This window comes from Thermostichus sp. OS-CIW-26 (assembly GCF_054058395.1).
Genome location: NZ_JBSSAG010000007.1, coordinates 37,201 through 52,820 on the forward strand (window position 1 = coordinate 37,201; position 15,620 = coordinate 52,820).

Sequence of the window (15,620 nt, forward strand, 5' to 3'; positions counted from 1 at the left end):
TAACGCAAGTGGATCGAGGCCAAACGGCATCAAGACCTGCCCTGCCAATCACGGGCAGCTTCCGTGCTTTCTTGTAGGGGCTCCAGCGTTTCGCTGGCCGGAACCACCATCAACCCATACCCTCCGCTGCGGCAAAAATCGACGATCTCCTGCGTGTCAAAGCGTTCTGCCACGGGCTTGGGCAGTCCCTGTTGAGCCAACCGCTGCGCATATTTTCTTGCCGCAAACGAGCTCTCGAAAGCAATGACGATATCTTGACCCCCAACCTGGCGCGTACAGATTCCCTCCTGCCCATTGGCTTGGTAAAGCAGCACAATCACCTGGGGGGGCAAGTCCTCTGGGCTGACCCAAGACAAACCCTTCTCAGCCTGGGATCCCCCGCTAAGCAATACATCCCGCGCCTCATTCAGCCGCGCCAGTTGCGCCTCTAGCAAGGGTCTTTGTCGCTCGTCCTCCAGTTCTGCGAGGGCAGTACTGAGGGTTTGGTATTCCTGAAACAGTCGCCCCCGGATCTGCCGCTCGGTTGCGTCCGGCGGAAGGTTGAGAATCTCAAGGGCTTCGGCGGTGTTCATCATGGGCTCTGATTTATTCAAAATCATTGCCTAGACTAGCTGCTTTGAGAGTCTCTGGAGAGAAATTCTCCTATGATCGTGGCTGCCCGCTTTCTCGGCCAGAAGAGAGGGTGGACTCACCGTTCGCGCCAGCGGGCCGGAGGCCTTGTGCGGCGATGATTACTTCCATCTTGGGGCTGCTCAGCAGGGGAATTGACCTGGGGTTGGTCAGATAAAGAGGGAAGGGGGAAGCCCAACTCAAAAGCCTCTCGTGCCAGCAAAGCCAGCAGAGATGGATTCAACTGGGCGCGTTTCACCCGCTCCTTGAGGCGATTCCACAGGTGTGCTCGGTGGATGCGTTCCAACTCTTCTCGCTGTTCACGTATCATGTTGTTCCCACCTCTCTTGTATCAATCCTAACTAAGCAACAGGGGAGCTGGTGTCAGGGAACTTTGATGGATTTTAGGAGATGGGATCCTCATTTTCTCCGAGTTGACCCGCCGGGATCCCTGGGGTTGCCAGCAGGGAACACCATTCACATCTGTAATTTCTTGTGTTGCAGCAAGCCCGTCTTCGGAATGTACAAGGGCGGGATCCGACAGTTTTTCTAGGGACATTTTGGGATCCCTGCTCGCCTTAGAGGTCTTCCACACAGGGAACTGCGGCCTTGACAGGGCCAGCTTGCCCCAATCTATCCAAAAAATGCTGCAGGAGCTGAAAACCGGGTGGGTTGAGGCTGTAGTAAATCCAGCGCCCCTGCTGGCGAGCATTGACCAATTTCGCATCCCGCAGGGTTTTTAGGTGAAACGAGAGCTTGGATTGGCTCACCTTCAGCTCCTCGCAGAGATCACAAACACACAACTCACGCCCCTGCAGCAGTTGCAGCACACGCAGGCGAATCGGGTCGGAGAGAGCGTGGAACCCCGCCCGCACCTGCTCATCCATCCAATCCCCTTCTACCTCGACCAGCAACGAAACCATCATTCAACCAGGGTAGCAGGAGTTTTGCGCTCCAGTTGTCGATCAGTTGGACGGCAGGGAAAAGGCGCAACAGTCAACCGGCTCAGCGACGGTAGGTCAACCGCGCTTGAAGATAACACTGCCAACATTCCGTTGCCAACTTTGTGTTCTCTTTAACGTTTCTTGTTGCTGCCTTCACAAGCTCTCTACAGTTTCGCTGGAATCAATCACCGGCATCCGTTATGCGAGAGACACAGTTGCACCGGCTATGGCTGGTGTTGCTGGAAAAAGCTGCTTTGAATCATCTGTTGAAAAGCCTGGGCTGCTCGCGAAGTGTGCAGAACCCTCGCGAGAGCATGACTCTAGTCAATAATAAGCTCAACTATACTGAAAATAATGTATAATATGTTCAGTACGGATTACTACCAGTTGATCTTTCTGTTTACTTTCGAGTCTGCCAACATGGTAGCCAAAGCAAAGCAGAAAATTGGTAGTAAGACGACACGGAAACTGCGCTTTGGGTATTCTACTCAAAGCTTTGCGGGATACCGCCATTCTGTTTGGACTCCGTCCCGCTAACGCGAATGGAAACAAACAGAATGCTATCGCTGCATAGTTGAACAGTGATGTTCAGCAGTGTTCAGCGTAAATGTATCAGCATCTACAAACGGCTCATCAATCTTTTGCCAAGACGGAGACGTTAATCCCGACACAGGGATCCAATACGAGCTTGGCAGGTGGCGATTTCTTGGGGGGTGAGGTTGTCCCAATTGACGTCGCGGCGCAGCACCAAGCCATTGTGCCCGGTGATGAAGCGGGGCAGCTCTGCTTGGTCGATCACGCTCAGATCCCGCATGTGATAGGTAGTGTAATAGGTAACATCTGGGCTCTCGAAATCCACGTCGATAAGGGTGAGGGTCTTGCGGGGGGGCAGAGGGCTGCCCAAGAGGGGACGAGGGCCAGAGCCGAGAATGCCGCAGTGAAGCAGTTGCAGTTGCCCTTTGTGGCCAGGGTAGTAGCCGTGGTCGTGGCCGCTGATGTAGGTGTGGACGCGGTACTTCTCCAGCAGAGCCCGTTTGGCATCCGCCTCCAGCAGCACTTCTCCCGGATCGTCGCGCCCGACAGTGATGGCGTAGAGGGGCAGATGGCCGATGACAATGCGCAACTTGGCCTTCTGAGCCCGTTCGCTGGCCAAAGCCGCTTCCGCCCAGGCCATTTGTTCGGGCGGGATGTAATTGCAGGTGGCATCCCAGACTAGGTAAAACACATCGTCTTTTTCAAAGGTGTAGTAGAAGGGAAAGTCCCCCCGATCCACAAAGTTCAAACCTGGGTCGTGGGCCGGATCGTTCCAAAACTCGCGGGCCAGATCCCGTTCTTTTTGAAAGAGAAAGCCGCCCCGCGTGGTGCGGGCACAGGAAGCATCGTGATTGCCCAAGGTAAAGCCGTAGGGAAGTTTGGCCGCACGGATTGGGCCAGCCACATGCCGGTCGAAGGCTGCCCACATGGCGCGAATGCGCTCCTCCGACAGGCGGGGATCCTGACCGGCCACCATATCTCCTCCTCCCAAAACAATATCCGGCTGAAGATAGGGGATGAGGCCGATGCCCCGATCCACCTCTGGGTCGTATTCCACCGAGCCGTAGATGCCGTTCATGTCACTGATGACCAAGAGGCGCAGATCTCGGCGGGGGGGGATGTAGAGGCCATGGGGGGCATCTGGATGGGGGACGACGGTGGGGGTGGGCTGGGGGGTAGGAGGGGGGAGAGCGGCTCTAGGGGATCCCATCCCTGGGGCTAGATGAGAGGGCTGCTGCCGACTGGCCCAATAGGCTCCTGCCAATCCACTGCTGCTGGCCAACCCCAACAAACCCAGAATTACCTTGCGCCGCTGCATGATCTTTGCCCCCAACCCTCCAGCGGTATTGTAGAAAATCAAAAGGCTGATGTTGGGCTGATACATTCACGCTGAACTCTCCTGAACATGGTTCAGGAAAGAAGCGATCGCATCCTGCCTATCTCTGTTCGCGTCAGCGGGACGGAGTCCAAACAGGAAGGCGGTATCCCGCAAAGCCCTGAGGAATACCCCCCGAGCGCTTTCCCCCTTCACTTCCCGGCAACCGTTGCGGTGGACTCAAGGATCAGGGGGAAACTTGGTCTACTATATCCCTCTCAATGACTTTTGCCAAACCGCCTAAAGCTCAGTAAATTCAGCAAAGTTCAGGGTTTTGGGGGTTAGAGGCATGCTCTTCCATCTGCGCACGGCCTGGACTCGGCTCGAAGATGGCTATGCGCGGCAGCTCTTGTAGAGTTCGGGGTGTTTTTTGAACAACTGTTGACGCACAAATGCTACCTTGGTGGAGATGAGCAACTACCTATCTCAGACTCGGTATGACTTGAGGTTTTCCATGCCTCGCCCCTTGGATTCTTTGGAAGCTGCTTTGGAACGGTGCCGGGAGTGCAATCTGCGTTTGAGCCGACAGCGCCGTTATATCCTGGAGCTGCTGTGGCAGTGTGGCGAGCACCTCTCCGCCCGCGAGATTTACGATCGCCTAAATCAGCAGGGCAAACCGATTGGCCACACGTCCGTTTATCAAAACCTGGAAGCTTTGGCCAGCCACAACATTGTCGAGTGCTTGGATCGTGCCGATGGGCGCCGCTACGGCAACCGCACCCATCCCCACAGCCACGTGAACTGTCTGGATAGCAACCGCATCTTGGATGTGGACGTGGAGCTGCCGCCTGAACTGCTGGCCCAAGTGGAGCAACAAACGGGCACCCGCATCCAAAGTTACCGCATTGAGTTTTTTGGGGTGGAAAAGCCTGCGGAGCCCCAGCAGTAACCTTGGCAAAGGGATCCCTGCTGCCCTGAGCAAAAGTTGGGCAAAGGTCAGTAAGCCCGGTTTTGGCCTTTGGTGATTTGGGACTGGATTTGCTCGAGAGAACTGGCAGGGGCCAGGCATTTGTTGCCCCAGCACACCAGCCCCAGAGCTCCTTCCGGCAGAGGTTCGGCTTCGGTGGGGAGAGCAAAGACGGTGGTGGGCCAAGATCGTTGCTGAAAGGCGGGAATGGAATCGGCCTCCAGGGTGACTTTCACCCAATTGCTGTACCAATCCAGTCCGGCAAAAAGGCTGGGGCAGGTGCGCGGCTGGGTGCTCATGATGTGGGCAAAGGTTTTCAAGGCCTGCTCTGCCCGCTCCAGGTAGTCCAGATCTCCAGTGAGGGCGGCAAGGCGCACCAGGTTGGCAATGGCCACCCCATTGGCTGCAGGGGTAGCGTTGTCCTGGAACTCCTTCTCTCGCACCAACAGCTCAGGGGCACTCTGGGCATCGCTGACAAAGTATCCCCCCCTGGCCGGATCCCACAGTTGCGCATCCATCTCCTGCTGGAGCTGGAGGGCAGCCTGCAACCAGTCTTGAGGGGTGGGATCCCCCACCAGAGGCAGGCAGGCTTGCTGCAAGTCCAACAGGGCCTTGATCAGCAGGGCGTAATCTTCCGATTTGGCGGGCACCTGAGCTGTGCCATCGTAGTTCAGGCGCAACAGGGATCCGGTCTCAGGGTGGCGCTGCTGGCTGAGGATGAATTGGGCTGCCCGCAGAGCGAATTGCAGATAGTCTGCGTTGCCGAACACTTGATAGGCCCGCGCCAGGCCGGAGATCATCAAGGCGTTCCAAGAGACGATCATCTTGGTGTCGGTGACAGGTGGGATTCGCCCTGGCCAGGATTGCAGACGGGCCGACTGGGCATCCACTGCCGGAGGGAAGGGAACTCGTCGCTCCGCAGAGCCATAGCGTGCCTGAAACAGATGGGTGGTCAAGGCGGCTTCAACTTCTGGCGGCAACGCTCCTCCCTGTTGGCGCTGCAAGACGATGCAGCCGGGCCGATCGGGGAAGTTGCCCCCCGGCGATAGGTCAAACGCCTGCTGCAAGGCGCGGAAGGTTTCTTCCCCCAAGAGCTCCTGCAGCTCCTGCCAGCGCCAGACGTAGAACTCTCCCTCCTCTGGCTCTCGATCCTCTGCCCGGGCAAAGCTGTCGGCATCTTGAGCGGCGTAGAAATACCCGGCAGGGGCGGTCATCTCTCGCGCCACCCACTCCACCGTCAGCCGCACCGCCCGCTCGATGGCCGGATCTTGGATACCGTGCGCCCACAGATCGGAGAGAAACTCCAGGATCTGCCCGTTGTCGTAGAGCATCTTTTCAAAGTGGGGCACCGTCCAGGTGGGATCCACGGTGTAGCGGTGAAATCCTCCGGCCACATGGTCGAAGATCCCTCCCAGCACCAAGGCCATGCCTCGCTCTTTGGCCCGTTCCAGAGCGCTCTGCGAGCCGGGGATCCCTTCCGGTGGGTCGAAGCGGGCCGAACGCAATACCAACTGAGCGTAGGGCATCATGGGAAATTGCTGCACCGCCCCGGCATTGGAGAGCAAAGGCTGGATCTTGGGGATCCCAGAGCGCAGCAGGTCGGCGGGAATGTGGTCTTCCGGCACTAAGTCGCTGAGGGTGGTCAGAGCCGTCAAAATCTGGCCTTTCATCTCCTCTATTTTTTCCTTTTCCTGCCGGTAAAACTGCAGGATGCGCTGCAGCAAGGCCAGAAACCCCGGGCGGCCAAAGCGGGGCTCTACGGGAAAATAGGTGCCGGCGTAAAAGGGCACCAGGTCATCGGGCGTGAGGAAAACATTGAGGGGCCACCCCCCCTGCCCGCTCATAAGCTGCAACGCCTGCATGTAGATGCTGTCGAGATCGGGCCGCTCCTCGCGATCCACCTTGATGGGCAAAAAATGGGCATTGAGGAAAGCGGCGATCTCCGGGTTGGAAAAAGCCTCACCCTCCATGACCGTACACCAGTGGCAACTGGAATAGCCGATGGATAGGAAAATCGGCCTATCCTCGGCCCGCGCTTTCTCCAGAGCCTCGGGGATCCAAGGCCACCAGTCCACCGGGTTCTCGGCGTGCTTGCGCAAATAAAGGCTGGAACTTGTGGCGAGGCGATTGGCCATGAGTACACCCTCTCACCCTTTTTGCTTTTCAGGCTAGCGCGTCCTGATACATTTACGCTGAACACTGCTGAGCATTACTGCTCAACGGTGAAGCGATAGCATTCTGTCCATTTCCGCTCGCGTCAGCGGGACGGAGTCCGTTCGCGTTAGCGGGCCGGAGGCCGAACAGAAAGGCGGTATCCCGCAAAGCCCTGAGCATAACACCCAGAGCGCCTTGCCAATCTCGTGGTAGCCTATGGTTGCACTTTGGGCATCTAAACACCTTTGCGCCACCCAACTTAGTGTGGATGTGCCCACACTTGGTACAGGTTTTACTGGTGTACGCTTCCGATACTTCCACGACGACCACGTTTTTCTTTTTGGCTTGGAACTTCAGGAACTGCTTGAACCGATAGTGCGCCCAGGTGAGCATCGCCCTTGCTGTCTTGCTACCAAACTTCCTCCCTGCCTTGGCAACCATCTGGGCTGACTCGAAAGTGGGGAGGAATATCAATCGGTAGTTATCCGTTAGGAACGCCGCTACCTTGCGATGACACTCGTCCACCAAGTTCCTGATTCTCTCCCGCAGACGAAACGCCGCTTGCCGCATTCGCCTACGCTTGAGTCTCGGTGCCTTGCTCAGCCTGGACTGCAGATCGTCTAGGTGGTAGCACAGCCGAGTGATTCTACCAAAGTCCCCTTTGGCGATATCTACAAAACCTGCTCCATCAAACCCTGTGAAGAAACTTCTTACCCCAGGGTCAAGCGCAACAACCCCCTTTGCTAACGAACACTGCTCGTTCACGGGCTCAGGAAAGATGGCATACCATCTGTCTTTCACCCGCATTAGTTCAGTCCTCCCAAGGCAGAGCCAACCCACTGTTGTTCAAGATACACTCACCCAGGATCCCTGTCGGTCAAGCCTGCTCCTGCTCGGCAGCCGGGACTAAAAACTCCAGAGGGCGCCCATGTAAAACCAAGGTGGTGCTGGGATTTTCCACAAAGCCGATTCGCTCGTAAAAGCCACGCTGATGGGTTGTGAACAGGTAGATGCGCTCCACCGACTGCAGGTGGGGATGGCTGATCAGGGTTTCCACCAACTTGCGGCCAATGCCCTGACGTCGGTAATCGTGATCAACCACGATATCCCAGAGGACGGCTCGGTAAACCCCATCGGAAGTGGCGCGGCCAAAGCCGATCAGGCGCTCCCCATCCCAGGCGCTGACCACCGGATGGCTGTGGGCAACGGCCCGCTCCATCTCCTGCCGCTGGCGATTCTGCGCCCAAAAGGCATTGCGGTTCAACAGCAGGAGAAGTTGATCCAGATCCAGCTCGCCCCGCTCCAGAGAGAAGCGAATGTTGCGGTTGTCCACCGGCTGATGAGAGAGGGCAATGACAGGCTCAGGAGAGGGATCTGACATGAAGCGGCCTTTGCAGTGGCGAGGGTTGACAATGGGGAAGGTCGGCGAAACACTTGGGCCTGACGAACGGAGACTAGCTGGCCGAGGCACTTTCGGCGGTTGGCCCCGCATGCTCTAGGGCATAGGCTTTGAAGCGCTCCAGATCCGCCTGGATGGTGCTCTCCACCACTTTGCCCACAAACAGGCCATCCAAGATTTTGCCGAGGATCCCCGGGAGCTTGTAGGCCACCGACAGCTTCACAATGGTACTGCCTTTGCGGTCGTAAAAGCGCAGCGCGCCCCGATTGGGCAGCCCCTCCACCGAACTCCAGCCGATGTGTTGGTGTTTCACCACCGTGTGGGTGCGGGAGATCCAACTGAAGGTGAGGCCGCGGGTATCCAGTGTCCACCGGGATAGCTCCTGATCCAGCAATTCCACCGAGCGGATCCACTTCATCCAACGGGGCATGAGGGTGAGGTTGGCCCACAAATCCCATACCTGCTCAATGGGAACAGGCACCTCCACCTGACAGGTATGCTCTAGCCAATCTGACTCTGACATAGGGCCTCCCACGCAACACCCAGCAGAAACACAAACCATCCAGGGGCTTGGCCACAACGCCTCGGGACGGGATCCCTGCCTTTACAAAATTTTATATCGACCTAAGATAGCATTATCGGCCTTGTGAAAGTTTGGGGCTCTGCGCTTTTTGGCAGCCCGATTTCTTTTTCGAGCAAGTTGCGGCTGCCCCCCATGAGGGCAATGCAGAAGGCAGGTATCATGATTGCCATCTGCAAGCTCCACTTGCAAAGGTTCGGTGCATCCACTCGGTTGACTCGACGGGACGACCTCACCATGGTTTCACAATGGAAACAGCATCTGAAGAACTACTTCGTGGCGGGGTTGCTGGTGGTGATCCCTCTGGCAACTACTATTTGGCTGACGGTGGAGGTGGCCACCTGGAGCATTGGCTTTCTGACCAGCATTCCGAAGCAGTTCAATCCCATCCAGGGTTTGCACCCGATCTTGATCAACCTCATCGATCTGGCGGTGGGCCTGTTGACGCCGATTGTGCTCATCCTGTTGATTGGCTTCATGGCCCGCAACATTGTCGGCCAGTGGCTGCTCAATCTCAGCGAACAGTTGCTCCATGCGATTCCGGTGGCGGGGCTGGTGTACAAGACCTTGAAGCAATTGGTCAGTGTTTTGTTTGCCCCCAACAATCAGCGCTTTCGGCGGGTGGTGCTGGTGGAATATCCCCGACCAGGAGCTTGGGCGCTGGCCTTTGTGACGGGCACCATTCAAACTCCCATTCGGCCCGATGGGCCGCAGCGCTCCCTTGGCCTGTTTGTGCCCACCACCCCCAATCCAACGACGGGCTGGTACGCCATTGTGCCGGAAGACCAGGTGGTGGAAGTGTTCATGCCGGTGGAAGATGCTTTTAAGATGCTCATTTCCGGCGGCATTGTCACCCCTGAGAGTTTTGAAGCGGGGCTGCAGCGGCGAGAAGGAGCTTTGGCCGTGACCATGCCCAGTTTGCGGGAGCTGGTGGAGCAGGAGCGGGTGGCAGGATCCCCCAGGGCTGACTCGGTGGGCTCTGAGGTAGGTTTTGAGACTGAAGGGATCCCTTAATCCTGCTTTCCTGTCCCTGCAGAAGGGCCGGGCTGCCAGAGCTGGTATTCTTTGGCCTGTTCCAAGCGCACATAAAAAGGCCGCATTTGCCGATCCAATGCCTCCACTTGCTCGGAGGGAAAGGCCTTCCAGTCAGCACGGCTGGCCCAGCGGAGGATGAGGTGGACAAGTTCGGGATCCTCTTGATCCAGCCAAACTTCTTTGCCCAGAAAACCCGGATGCCGGCGCAGGGCGGATCCCCAAACCCGCTCGTCTTGCTCAAGAAAGGCTGCTTGCCCACCGGGAGGAACCCGGAAGCAGAGATGTTCGATGGCGATAGGGCCGGGCGGGCTGGGGCAGGTCGACATAGGAGCAGAGGCGGCAAAGTTAAAGATGGGCCCTCTCAAGACTCCAGGGGGGAAGCAGTCAATCGTTGCAGGGTGGGAATGAAGTCGGGGTAGGAGATGCGGGCACAGTCGGCTCCCCTGAGGAGGGTGGATCCCTGCGCTCCTAGAGCTGCCACCATCAGGCTCATGGCGATGCGGTGATCCTCGTGGCTGTCGACCTCGGCCCCGTGAAGAGGGATCCCTCCCTTGATTTCCAGGCCATCAGGATATTCAGTGACCTGGGCTCCCATGCGGCTCAGCTCTTGGGCTATGGCAGCCAGACGGTCGCTTTCTTTGACCCGCAGCTCTGCGGCATCGCGAATCACCGTGATCCCTTCGGCAAAGGCCGCCGCCACCGCCAAAACCGGGATCTCGTCGATCAGGGTGGGGATGAGATCGCCGGCGATGGTGCAGCCGCGCAAGCGGGCCGAACGCACCCGCAGATCTCCCAGGGGCTCGCCGGCCATTTCCCGGCAGTTTTCAATTTGAATATCGGCCCCCATCTCCTGCAACACCTGCAGCGCACCGGTACGGGTGGGGTTGAGGCCCACATCCCTTAGCAGCAATTCGCTCTCGGGCACAATGGAGGCGGCCACCAGCCAAAAGGCTGCCGAGCTGATATCTCCCGGCACCTGAACTTTTTGGCCCACCAGGCGGGATCCGCCCACCACGGCCACGGTTTTTGTTTCCGGATCCACCTGAATGTTGGCCCCGAAGGCCCGCAACATCCGTTCCGAGTGGTCCCGAGAGAGAGCCGGCTCGGTGACTTGGGTGGTGCCTTCCGCCAGCAGACCCGCCAGCAAGAGGCAGGATTTCACCTGCGCTGAAGCCACCGGGGAGCGGTAGTGAATGCCCTTGAGGGATCCCCCTTGTACGGCCAAAGGTGCCAACGTCCCACCGGCCCGTCCCCAAATGCTGGCCCCCATCTGCCGCAGCGGTTCTACCACCCGCCCCATGGGCCGCGAGCGCAGGGAGCGATCGCCGGTGACGGCAAAAAAGCGCCCGGCCTGGCCAGCCAGGATCCCCAGCATCAGGCGCAAGGTGGTGCCGGAGTTGCCGGCATCCAACACGTCTGCCGGTTCTTGCAGCTGGCCCAGGCCAACTCCCCGAATGCGAACACACTCGCTGTTGAGCTCCGAAATATCTGCCCCCAGCGCCCGAAAACAGGCTGCCGTACTGCGGGGATCCTCTCCCAGCAACAGCCCTTGGATGGTGGTTTCTCCTTCGGCCAGGGATCCCAGCATCAGGGCGCGGTGGGAAATGGACTTGTCACCGGGGATGCTGACTTGGCCGCGCAGGCCCTTGGCCGGCGAGAGAGTGAGGATATCGGTAGCAGAAGAGTGAGTCAACACAGCAACCCTGACGGCAGACTTGGCAAAAGCGGGAGCAGTCTCATCATACTCAGAGCGGGACTCGCGCCCCAGAGATTTTGCCAGGGATCCCAAGACAGCCTGTCTTTTGACGGCCACCCCTCTTTTCTCAGAGGATCACCTTAACAACATGGATTCCTCGGTCGGGGCCTGGCCTCGGCCTTTTTTTTTTGCAGATACTGAACTTTGTAGCAGCAGAAATAGAACCCCCGCAGACCGTGCTTGGCAAGGTGTATCAACACGATTCCGTTTTGACCGAGGAGGTGATGGCCTACCTGCAACCCCAGGGGGGCGGTATTTTTTTGGATGTGACGTTGGGAGGGGGTGGGCACAGCTTGGCGCTGCTGCGGGGGGGAGCTGCCCGAGTGGTGGGGTTGGATCGGGATCCGGCGGCTCTACAGGCGGCGCAAGCGCGTTTTGCAGCAGAAGGGATCCCCGGCAGCCGCATCCAACTGTGGCACCTCAATTTTGCCGATTTCGATCTGCAGCAGCACGGCTTTCGGGATGAGCAGGGGCAGGGGATTCCCTTCGATGGCATCGTGGCCGACTTGGGGGTGAGTTCGCCGCAACTGGACTGCCCTGAGCGGGGATTTAGCTTTCGCGGAGAGGGGCCGCTGGATATGCGCATGGATCCCAGTGCCGCTCAGGAAACCGCTGCCGATTGGGTTAATCATCGCCCGGTCGAAGAGTTGATCGAGATTTTCACCCGTTACGGCGAAGAGCGATTTGCCCGCCGCATTGCCCATCACATCGAGCAGGCTCGTCCCCTCGCCACAACTACCCAGTTGGCCCAGGTGGTTTGGCAGGCGGTACCTCCGGCAGCTCGGCGAGGCCGCATCCACCCGGCCACCCGCGTCTTTCAGGCGTTGCGCATTGCCGTGAACCGAGAACTGGAGGCTTTAGAAACCTTGCTGGCCCAAGCCCCCACTTGGTTGAAACCCGGCGGCAGGTTGGCCGTAATCAGCTTCCATAGCCTTGAAGATCGCCTGGTGAAATGGGCCTTTCGCAGGGATCCCCGTTGGCAGGTGCTCACCCCCAAGCCCTTGTCCCCTTCCGAACTGGAACGGCAACGCAATCCACGGGCCCGCTCTGCCAAACTGCGAGTGGCTGCCCGCAGCAGTCAGATGTAGGTTTAGGTTGGTTCTCCCGCTCTCAAGAGATCGGCTACCGTGAAGCGGACAGCTGTCCTGCTGAGGCCGGGAATCGGGAGAAGGGGGTTGCTATTGGGGGATGCGGGGAACTAGGGTGAAGCGGAACCGGCAGTCCTGCACCGTCGGATCCCTTGGTGTGTGTGAGGTTAAGCCCTATGGTTAGCCAGCCTTTGAACGCAGGTCTTGATCGTCCCAAAAGCCCTCGTCGCCACAGACAGCCTTCTGCTCTGAGCCGACCCCTCTCCGGTACAGTTCAAGCCAGCCGCACCCAGCCTTTGGATTTGAAGTTGAAATCAGCCCATCCTCGCAGCCAACATTCGGCTTGGGCAGAACACCTAGCTTGGTGGAAGCAGATCTCCACAGGGATGGCTATCCTCTCTGGGGTTTCAGTGTTAAGCCTTTACAGTTGGACTGTGCATACCCAAAGCCGGTGGAGCCAGCGTTACCAGGTGTGGCAGCAGATGCAGCGCAACGAACGACAGTTTCTGCTGACTCAAGAATCCATTGCCAATTCTCTGCGGGAAATTGCCGACCGCTCCGAAATGGTGCCGCTGGTACCGGATCGGATGATCGAGGTGCCAATTGCCTCTCCCAGCCAAGTTAAACCGGATCCAGCCCACCAGACGACAGCCCCGCCTGAAATCGAAAAAGCTCCTCTTTTCTACCCGGTTGGGTACTAGTCCAATGAATCCCGTGGACAGCAGCCAAGCCACTGCTCCCCTCTTACTCTCCCAAAGGCTGTGGATTTTGCAAGATCTCAGCGTATCTCTATCCTCCCTATTCTTCAAATTCTTCAAAAGTCAAGGGATCCCTGGGCCTCGCGATCTGGAGTAGCAGCGGGCTATCCTTCAACTGCTTACAAAGCAGTGAAGAAATCTGGCCTAAATGGGATGTGGCCCATCCGAAGCCCTGGGATTGTCGTTGGGATCCCGTTCGCCCCTGGGGATGACATCCCCCCTGGCAGGATAGGAACTCCAGAGCAGGGGATGTATGATGCCTAGCACGGCTTTTTCGGAGCAATCGCAGAGAAAGCTGTACCGACAGGTTGTCCTGGGGATCAGCCAGGGCATGTAAAGGGGAAAGTCCGGTGCAAATCCGGCGCTGTGCCGCAACTGTGATGGGCTTGGGCTAGACCCATGCCCTCAGTCAGGATGCCCGCCTGCGGTTTTGGCTCGCATTTCTTCCGCGTCGCACGGAATCAGGAGCTTCAAGAAAGAAAATGAATCCCATTCTAGGTCTCAGCCTGGCGCTGGGGGGCTTTGTTTTGGGGATCCCAGCGTGGGCGCAGCCGGCGGCCTCTTCACCTTCAGCTCAAGAGGTGTTGGAAACCGGTGTTAGCGCCGAGATTTTAAATCAACCCGTCACCACACCTTTTCGCCGTCCTGGTTTGCTGCGGGATTCTTCCCGCCCGGTTTACGTCATTACCCGCCAGCAAATTCGAGAGCAAGGGGCAAGAACGGTTCAGGAGGCCCTGCGCTACCTGCCCGGGATCCTCAGCGACGGCACGGCGGGAACCCAGTTGGGAGCCCTTAGCTCCCAGTTTATGCGGGGAGGACGAACGGCCCAGGTGTTGGTGCTCTTGGATGGCCGCCCCATTAACGACCTGGGCTTTTTTGGCGGGTTCGATCTGTCTCAGATCACTACAGATGTGGTCGAGCGTATTGAGATCTCTCCAGGTGGGGGCTCCACCTTATACGGCTCCGATGCCGTTGGCGGGGTCATCAACATCGTGACGCTGGATCCAAAGCCGGGATCCGAGACCGTGCTGGAAGCGGCTATCGGCAGCTACGGCCTCAACGAGCAAGGGATCCAAAACCGCGGCCAAGCGCAGGATCTGGGCTGGGTGGTCAGCTATCGCCGTCTGCAGAGCAACAACGACTTTCCTTTTGAAATTAGGCGTTTGGGCAAAGCCGGCAGGCGGGAAAACTCGGCGGTGGAGTACCACAACCTACAAGCCAAACTCACCTGGCAACTGGCAGAAGGCCAGGTCCTAACCGGAAATGCCCTTTATCTCAACAAAGCGTTTCAGGTGCCCGGCAGCACCGAGTTTCCCTCCCCCGATGCAGTGCAAAACACCAACGACCTGCTGTTAGATCTCAGTTGGCTGTGGGATCAAGAGAGGGGATCCCTGCAAGCTAGGGTATTTTTTGACGACCTCAACTATCGCTTCAGCGCCCCACAAAGCCAGGGATCCCGGGATGAGATCCTGCGAACGGGGTGGGGATCCCAACTGCAATACACCTGGAAGGCTGCTGAAAACCTGGAGCTTACTCTAGGAGCAGACTACCGATCCATTTCAGCTCGCAACACCACCTTCTCCTTTGCCAGGGGATCCACCAATGTCAACTACGACAATACCGTGAACCAAGGGGCCCTCTTTGCCCGCCTGGATTACAAGCCACAGCCCAACTTTTATCTCAACTTAGGTGTTCGCCAAGATTCGAGCAATCTGGTCAACGGTTCGGCCACCTCTCCTGCCGCAGGGATCCGCTGGGTTTTGGCAGAAAGCACCACCCTGAGGGCCAATTATGCCGGCAGCTTTCGCACTCCCTTGATCTCAAACCTGTTCTTTCGGCTGCGCGGCTTTTTTGAAGTCGACGGCAACCCCAATTTGCGCCCGGAGCGGGGAGAGAGTTTTGACATTGGCCTGGATCAGGCTCTGGGAGATTTTGGCCTACTGCGCTTGACCTTTGCCCATAACCGCATCCGCGATGGCATTACCTTTGTCAGCACTGGCCCGAGCAGGGGAACCTACGAAAACATTGAGCTCGTGGAATACACGGGCTTGGAAGCAGCCCTGGATTTGCGATTGGGGGAAAACTGGACTCTTTTTGCCAACTACACCCTGAACGATCCCATCATCCGCTCGGCGCTGGATCCCAAAGCGGTTGGCAAACAGCTAGCCTTCGTGGGAGCAGACAGCTTCAACCTGGGCCTGAGCTACCGCGATGCAGAGGATCGGTATGCCTCAGTTTTCCTGCATCACATTGGCACTTTCTTTACCAACAACGCCAATACCCAATCTCTGCCCGGCTACACCAACCTGGCTCTGCGGGGAGGGATCCCGGTTGCAGAAAATCTCGCTCTCGAGGTGGGAGTCGATAACCTGCTGGATGAGCAATATGAGGTTTTCCCCGGCTACCCCGGAGTGGGTCGCACCGTTCGGCTCAATCTGAGAGGCCAATTTTAAAGGCTTAGCCATTTCGCTCACTGCTTGA

The 15,620-nt window shown here is 57.9% G+C and carries 14 protein-coding genes, 1 pseudogene and 1 riboswitch; of the genes and pseudogenes, 5 read left to right on the forward strand and 10 right to left on the reverse strand.

The genetic code is table 11. From position 1 onward, the window contains the following. Positions 1-29: 29 nt before the first annotated feature. From ACVW0C_RS04880 to ACVW0C_RS04895, 4 genes are all read right to left on the reverse strand, one after another. The gene (locus tag ACVW0C_RS04880; RefSeq protein WP_457384509.1) at positions 30-572 is read right to left on the reverse strand and encodes a DUF3110 domain-containing protein; all 543 of its coding nucleotides are present in this window, start codon (positions 570-572) and stop codon (positions 30-32) included. A gap of 116 nt (positions 573-688) precedes the next feature. After that, positions 689-940, reverse strand: coding sequence for a hypothetical protein (locus tag ACVW0C_RS04885; RefSeq protein ID WP_414381985.1), 252 nt, complete (start codon positions 938-940; stop codon positions 689-691). 247 nt (positions 941-1,187) lie between these two features. Further along, positions 1,188-1,532: an ArsR/SmtB family transcription factor gene (locus ACVW0C_RS04890; protein WP_414427828.1), complete on the reverse strand. Its 345-nt coding sequence runs from the start codon at positions 1,530-1,532 to the stop codon at positions 1,188-1,190. Between the two features lie 679 nt (positions 1,533-2,211). After that, positions 2,212-3,405, reverse strand: a complete 1,194-nt coding sequence (locus tag ACVW0C_RS04895) for a metallophosphoesterase family protein (protein ID WP_457384544.1) — start codon at positions 3,403-3,405, stop codon at positions 2,212-2,214. A gap of 511 nt (positions 3,406-3,916) precedes the next feature. On the opposite strand from ACVW0C_RS04895, the gene ACVW0C_RS04900 reads away from it, so the two are divergent. Then, on the forward strand, positions 3,917-4,351 hold the full coding sequence (locus ACVW0C_RS04900; RefSeq protein ID WP_414331897.1) for a Fur family transcriptional regulator: 435 nt from the start codon (positions 3,917-3,919) through the stop codon (positions 4,349-4,351). A gap of 47 nt (positions 4,352-4,398) precedes the next feature. On the opposite strand, the gene ACVW0C_RS04905 is transcribed toward ACVW0C_RS04900, so the two are convergent. The 4 genes and pseudogenes from ACVW0C_RS04905 to ACVW0C_RS04920 form a co-directional block, all read right to left on the reverse strand. Continuing rightward, positions 4,399-6,504 (reverse strand): thioredoxin domain-containing protein, encoded by a 2,106-nt coding sequence (locus ACVW0C_RS04905; protein ID WP_457384510.1) that lies wholly within the window; start codon positions 6,502-6,504, stop codon positions 4,399-4,401. Between the two features lie 52 nt (positions 6,505-6,556). Then, positions 6,557-7,339: pseudogene (locus ACVW0C_RS04910) on the reverse strand (RNA-guided endonuclease TnpB family protein); the annotation flags it as partial. Between the two features lie 61 nt (positions 7,340-7,400). Next, positions 7,401-7,904 (reverse strand): GNAT family N-acetyltransferase, encoded by a 504-nt coding sequence (locus tag ACVW0C_RS04915; protein WP_414522410.1) that lies wholly within the window; start codon positions 7,902-7,904, stop codon positions 7,401-7,403. Between the two features lie 73 nt (positions 7,905-7,977). After that, entirely contained in the window at positions 7,978-8,445 is a 468-nt protein-coding gene (locus ACVW0C_RS04920; RefSeq protein WP_414390354.1) for an SRPBCC family protein, read from the reverse strand. Between the two features lie 294 nt (positions 8,446-8,739). Between ACVW0C_RS04920 and ACVW0C_RS04925 the strand changes: the two genes are divergently transcribed. Then, on the forward strand, positions 8,740-9,516 hold the full coding sequence (locus ACVW0C_RS04925) for a DUF502 domain-containing protein (RefSeq protein ID WP_238376947.1): 777 nt from the start codon (positions 8,740-8,742) through the stop codon (positions 9,514-9,516). On the opposite strand, the gene ACVW0C_RS04930 is transcribed toward ACVW0C_RS04925, so the two are convergent. Together ACVW0C_RS04930 and aroA are read right to left on the reverse strand one after the other, a co-directional pair. Then, the gene (locus ACVW0C_RS04930; RefSeq protein ID WP_238376948.1) at positions 9,513-9,902 is read right to left on the reverse strand and encodes a TIGR03792 family protein; all 390 of its coding nucleotides are present in this window, start codon (positions 9,900-9,902) and stop codon (positions 9,513-9,515) included. The genes ACVW0C_RS04925 and ACVW0C_RS04930 overlap by 4 nt on opposite strands. Next, positions 9,899-11,233: a 3-phosphoshikimate 1-carboxyvinyltransferase gene (gene aroA, locus ACVW0C_RS04935; RefSeq protein ID WP_457384545.1), complete on the reverse strand. Its 1,335-nt coding sequence runs from the start codon at positions 11,231-11,233 to the stop codon at positions 9,899-9,901. Before aroA ends, ACVW0C_RS04930 begins: the two co-directional genes overlap by 4 nt. 248 nt (positions 11,234-11,481) lie before the next feature. Between aroA and rsmH the strand changes: the two genes are divergently transcribed. The 3 genes from rsmH (at position 11,482) to ACVW0C_RS04950 (ending at position 15,592) form a co-directional block, all read left to right on the forward strand. Continuing rightward, a complete protein-coding gene (gene rsmH / locus ACVW0C_RS04940; protein WP_414417228.1) occupies positions 11,482-12,381 on the forward strand; it encodes a 16S rRNA (cytosine(1402)-N(4))-methyltransferase RsmH in 900 nt (299 codons plus the stop codon). 176 nt (positions 12,382-12,557) lie between these two features. Beyond that, complete coding sequence (locus ACVW0C_RS04945) at positions 12,558-13,082, forward strand: hypothetical protein (protein ID WP_457384511.1); 525 nt, start codon at positions 12,558-12,560, stop codon at positions 13,080-13,082. A gap of 345 nt (positions 13,083-13,427) precedes the next feature. Then, positions 13,428-13,579, forward strand: a riboswitch (cobalamin riboswitch). A 42-nt stretch (positions 13,580-13,621) separates the two neighbouring features. Further along, complete coding sequence (locus ACVW0C_RS04950; RefSeq protein ID WP_457384512.1) at positions 13,622-15,592, forward strand: TonB-dependent receptor plug domain-containing protein; 1,971 nt, start codon at positions 13,622-13,624, stop codon at positions 15,590-15,592. The last annotated feature ends 28 nt before the right edge of the window (positions 15,593-15,620 follow it).

Bases quoted from the DNA above. Each gene is read 5' to 3' on its own strand.
- ACVW0C_RS04880 (WP_457384509.1), bottom strand. From the start codon at position 572: ATGAACACCGCCGAAGCCCTTGAGATTCTCAACCTTCCGCCGGACGCA.
- ACVW0C_RS04885 (WP_414381985.1), bottom strand. From the start codon at position 940: ATGATACGTGAACAGCGAGAAGAGTTGGAACGCATCCACCGAGCACAC.
- ACVW0C_RS04890 (WP_414427828.1), bottom strand. From the start codon at position 1,532: ATGGTTTCGTTGCTGGTCGAGGTAGAAGGGGATTGGATGGATGAGCAG.
- ACVW0C_RS04895 (WP_457384544.1), bottom strand. From the start codon at position 3,405: ATGCAGCGGCGCAAGGTAATTCTGGGTTTGTTGGGGTTGGCCAGCAGC.
- ACVW0C_RS04900 (WP_414331897.1), top strand. From the start codon at position 3,917: ATGCCTCGCCCCTTGGATTCTTTGGAAGCTGCTTTGGAACGGTGCCGG.
- ACVW0C_RS04905 (WP_457384510.1), bottom strand. From the start codon at position 6,504: ATGGCCAATCGCCTCGCCACAAGTTCCAGCCTTTATTTGCGCAAGCAC.
- ACVW0C_RS04915 (WP_414522410.1), bottom strand. From the start codon at position 7,904: ATGTCAGATCCCTCTCCTGAGCCTGTCATTGCCCTCTCTCATCAGCCG.
- ACVW0C_RS04920 (WP_414390354.1), bottom strand. From the start codon at position 8,445: ATGTCAGAGTCAGATTGGCTAGAGCATACCTGTCAGGTGGAGGTGCCT.
- ACVW0C_RS04925 (WP_238376947.1), top strand. From the start codon at position 8,740: ATGGTTTCACAATGGAAACAGCATCTGAAGAACTACTTCGTGGCGGGG.
- ACVW0C_RS04945 (WP_457384511.1), top strand. From the start codon at position 12,558: ATGGTTAGCCAGCCTTTGAACGCAGGTCTTGATCGTCCCAAAAGCCCT.
- ACVW0C_RS04950 (WP_457384512.1), top strand. From the start codon at position 13,622: ATGAATCCCATTCTAGGTCTCAGCCTGGCGCTGGGGGGCTTTGTTTTG.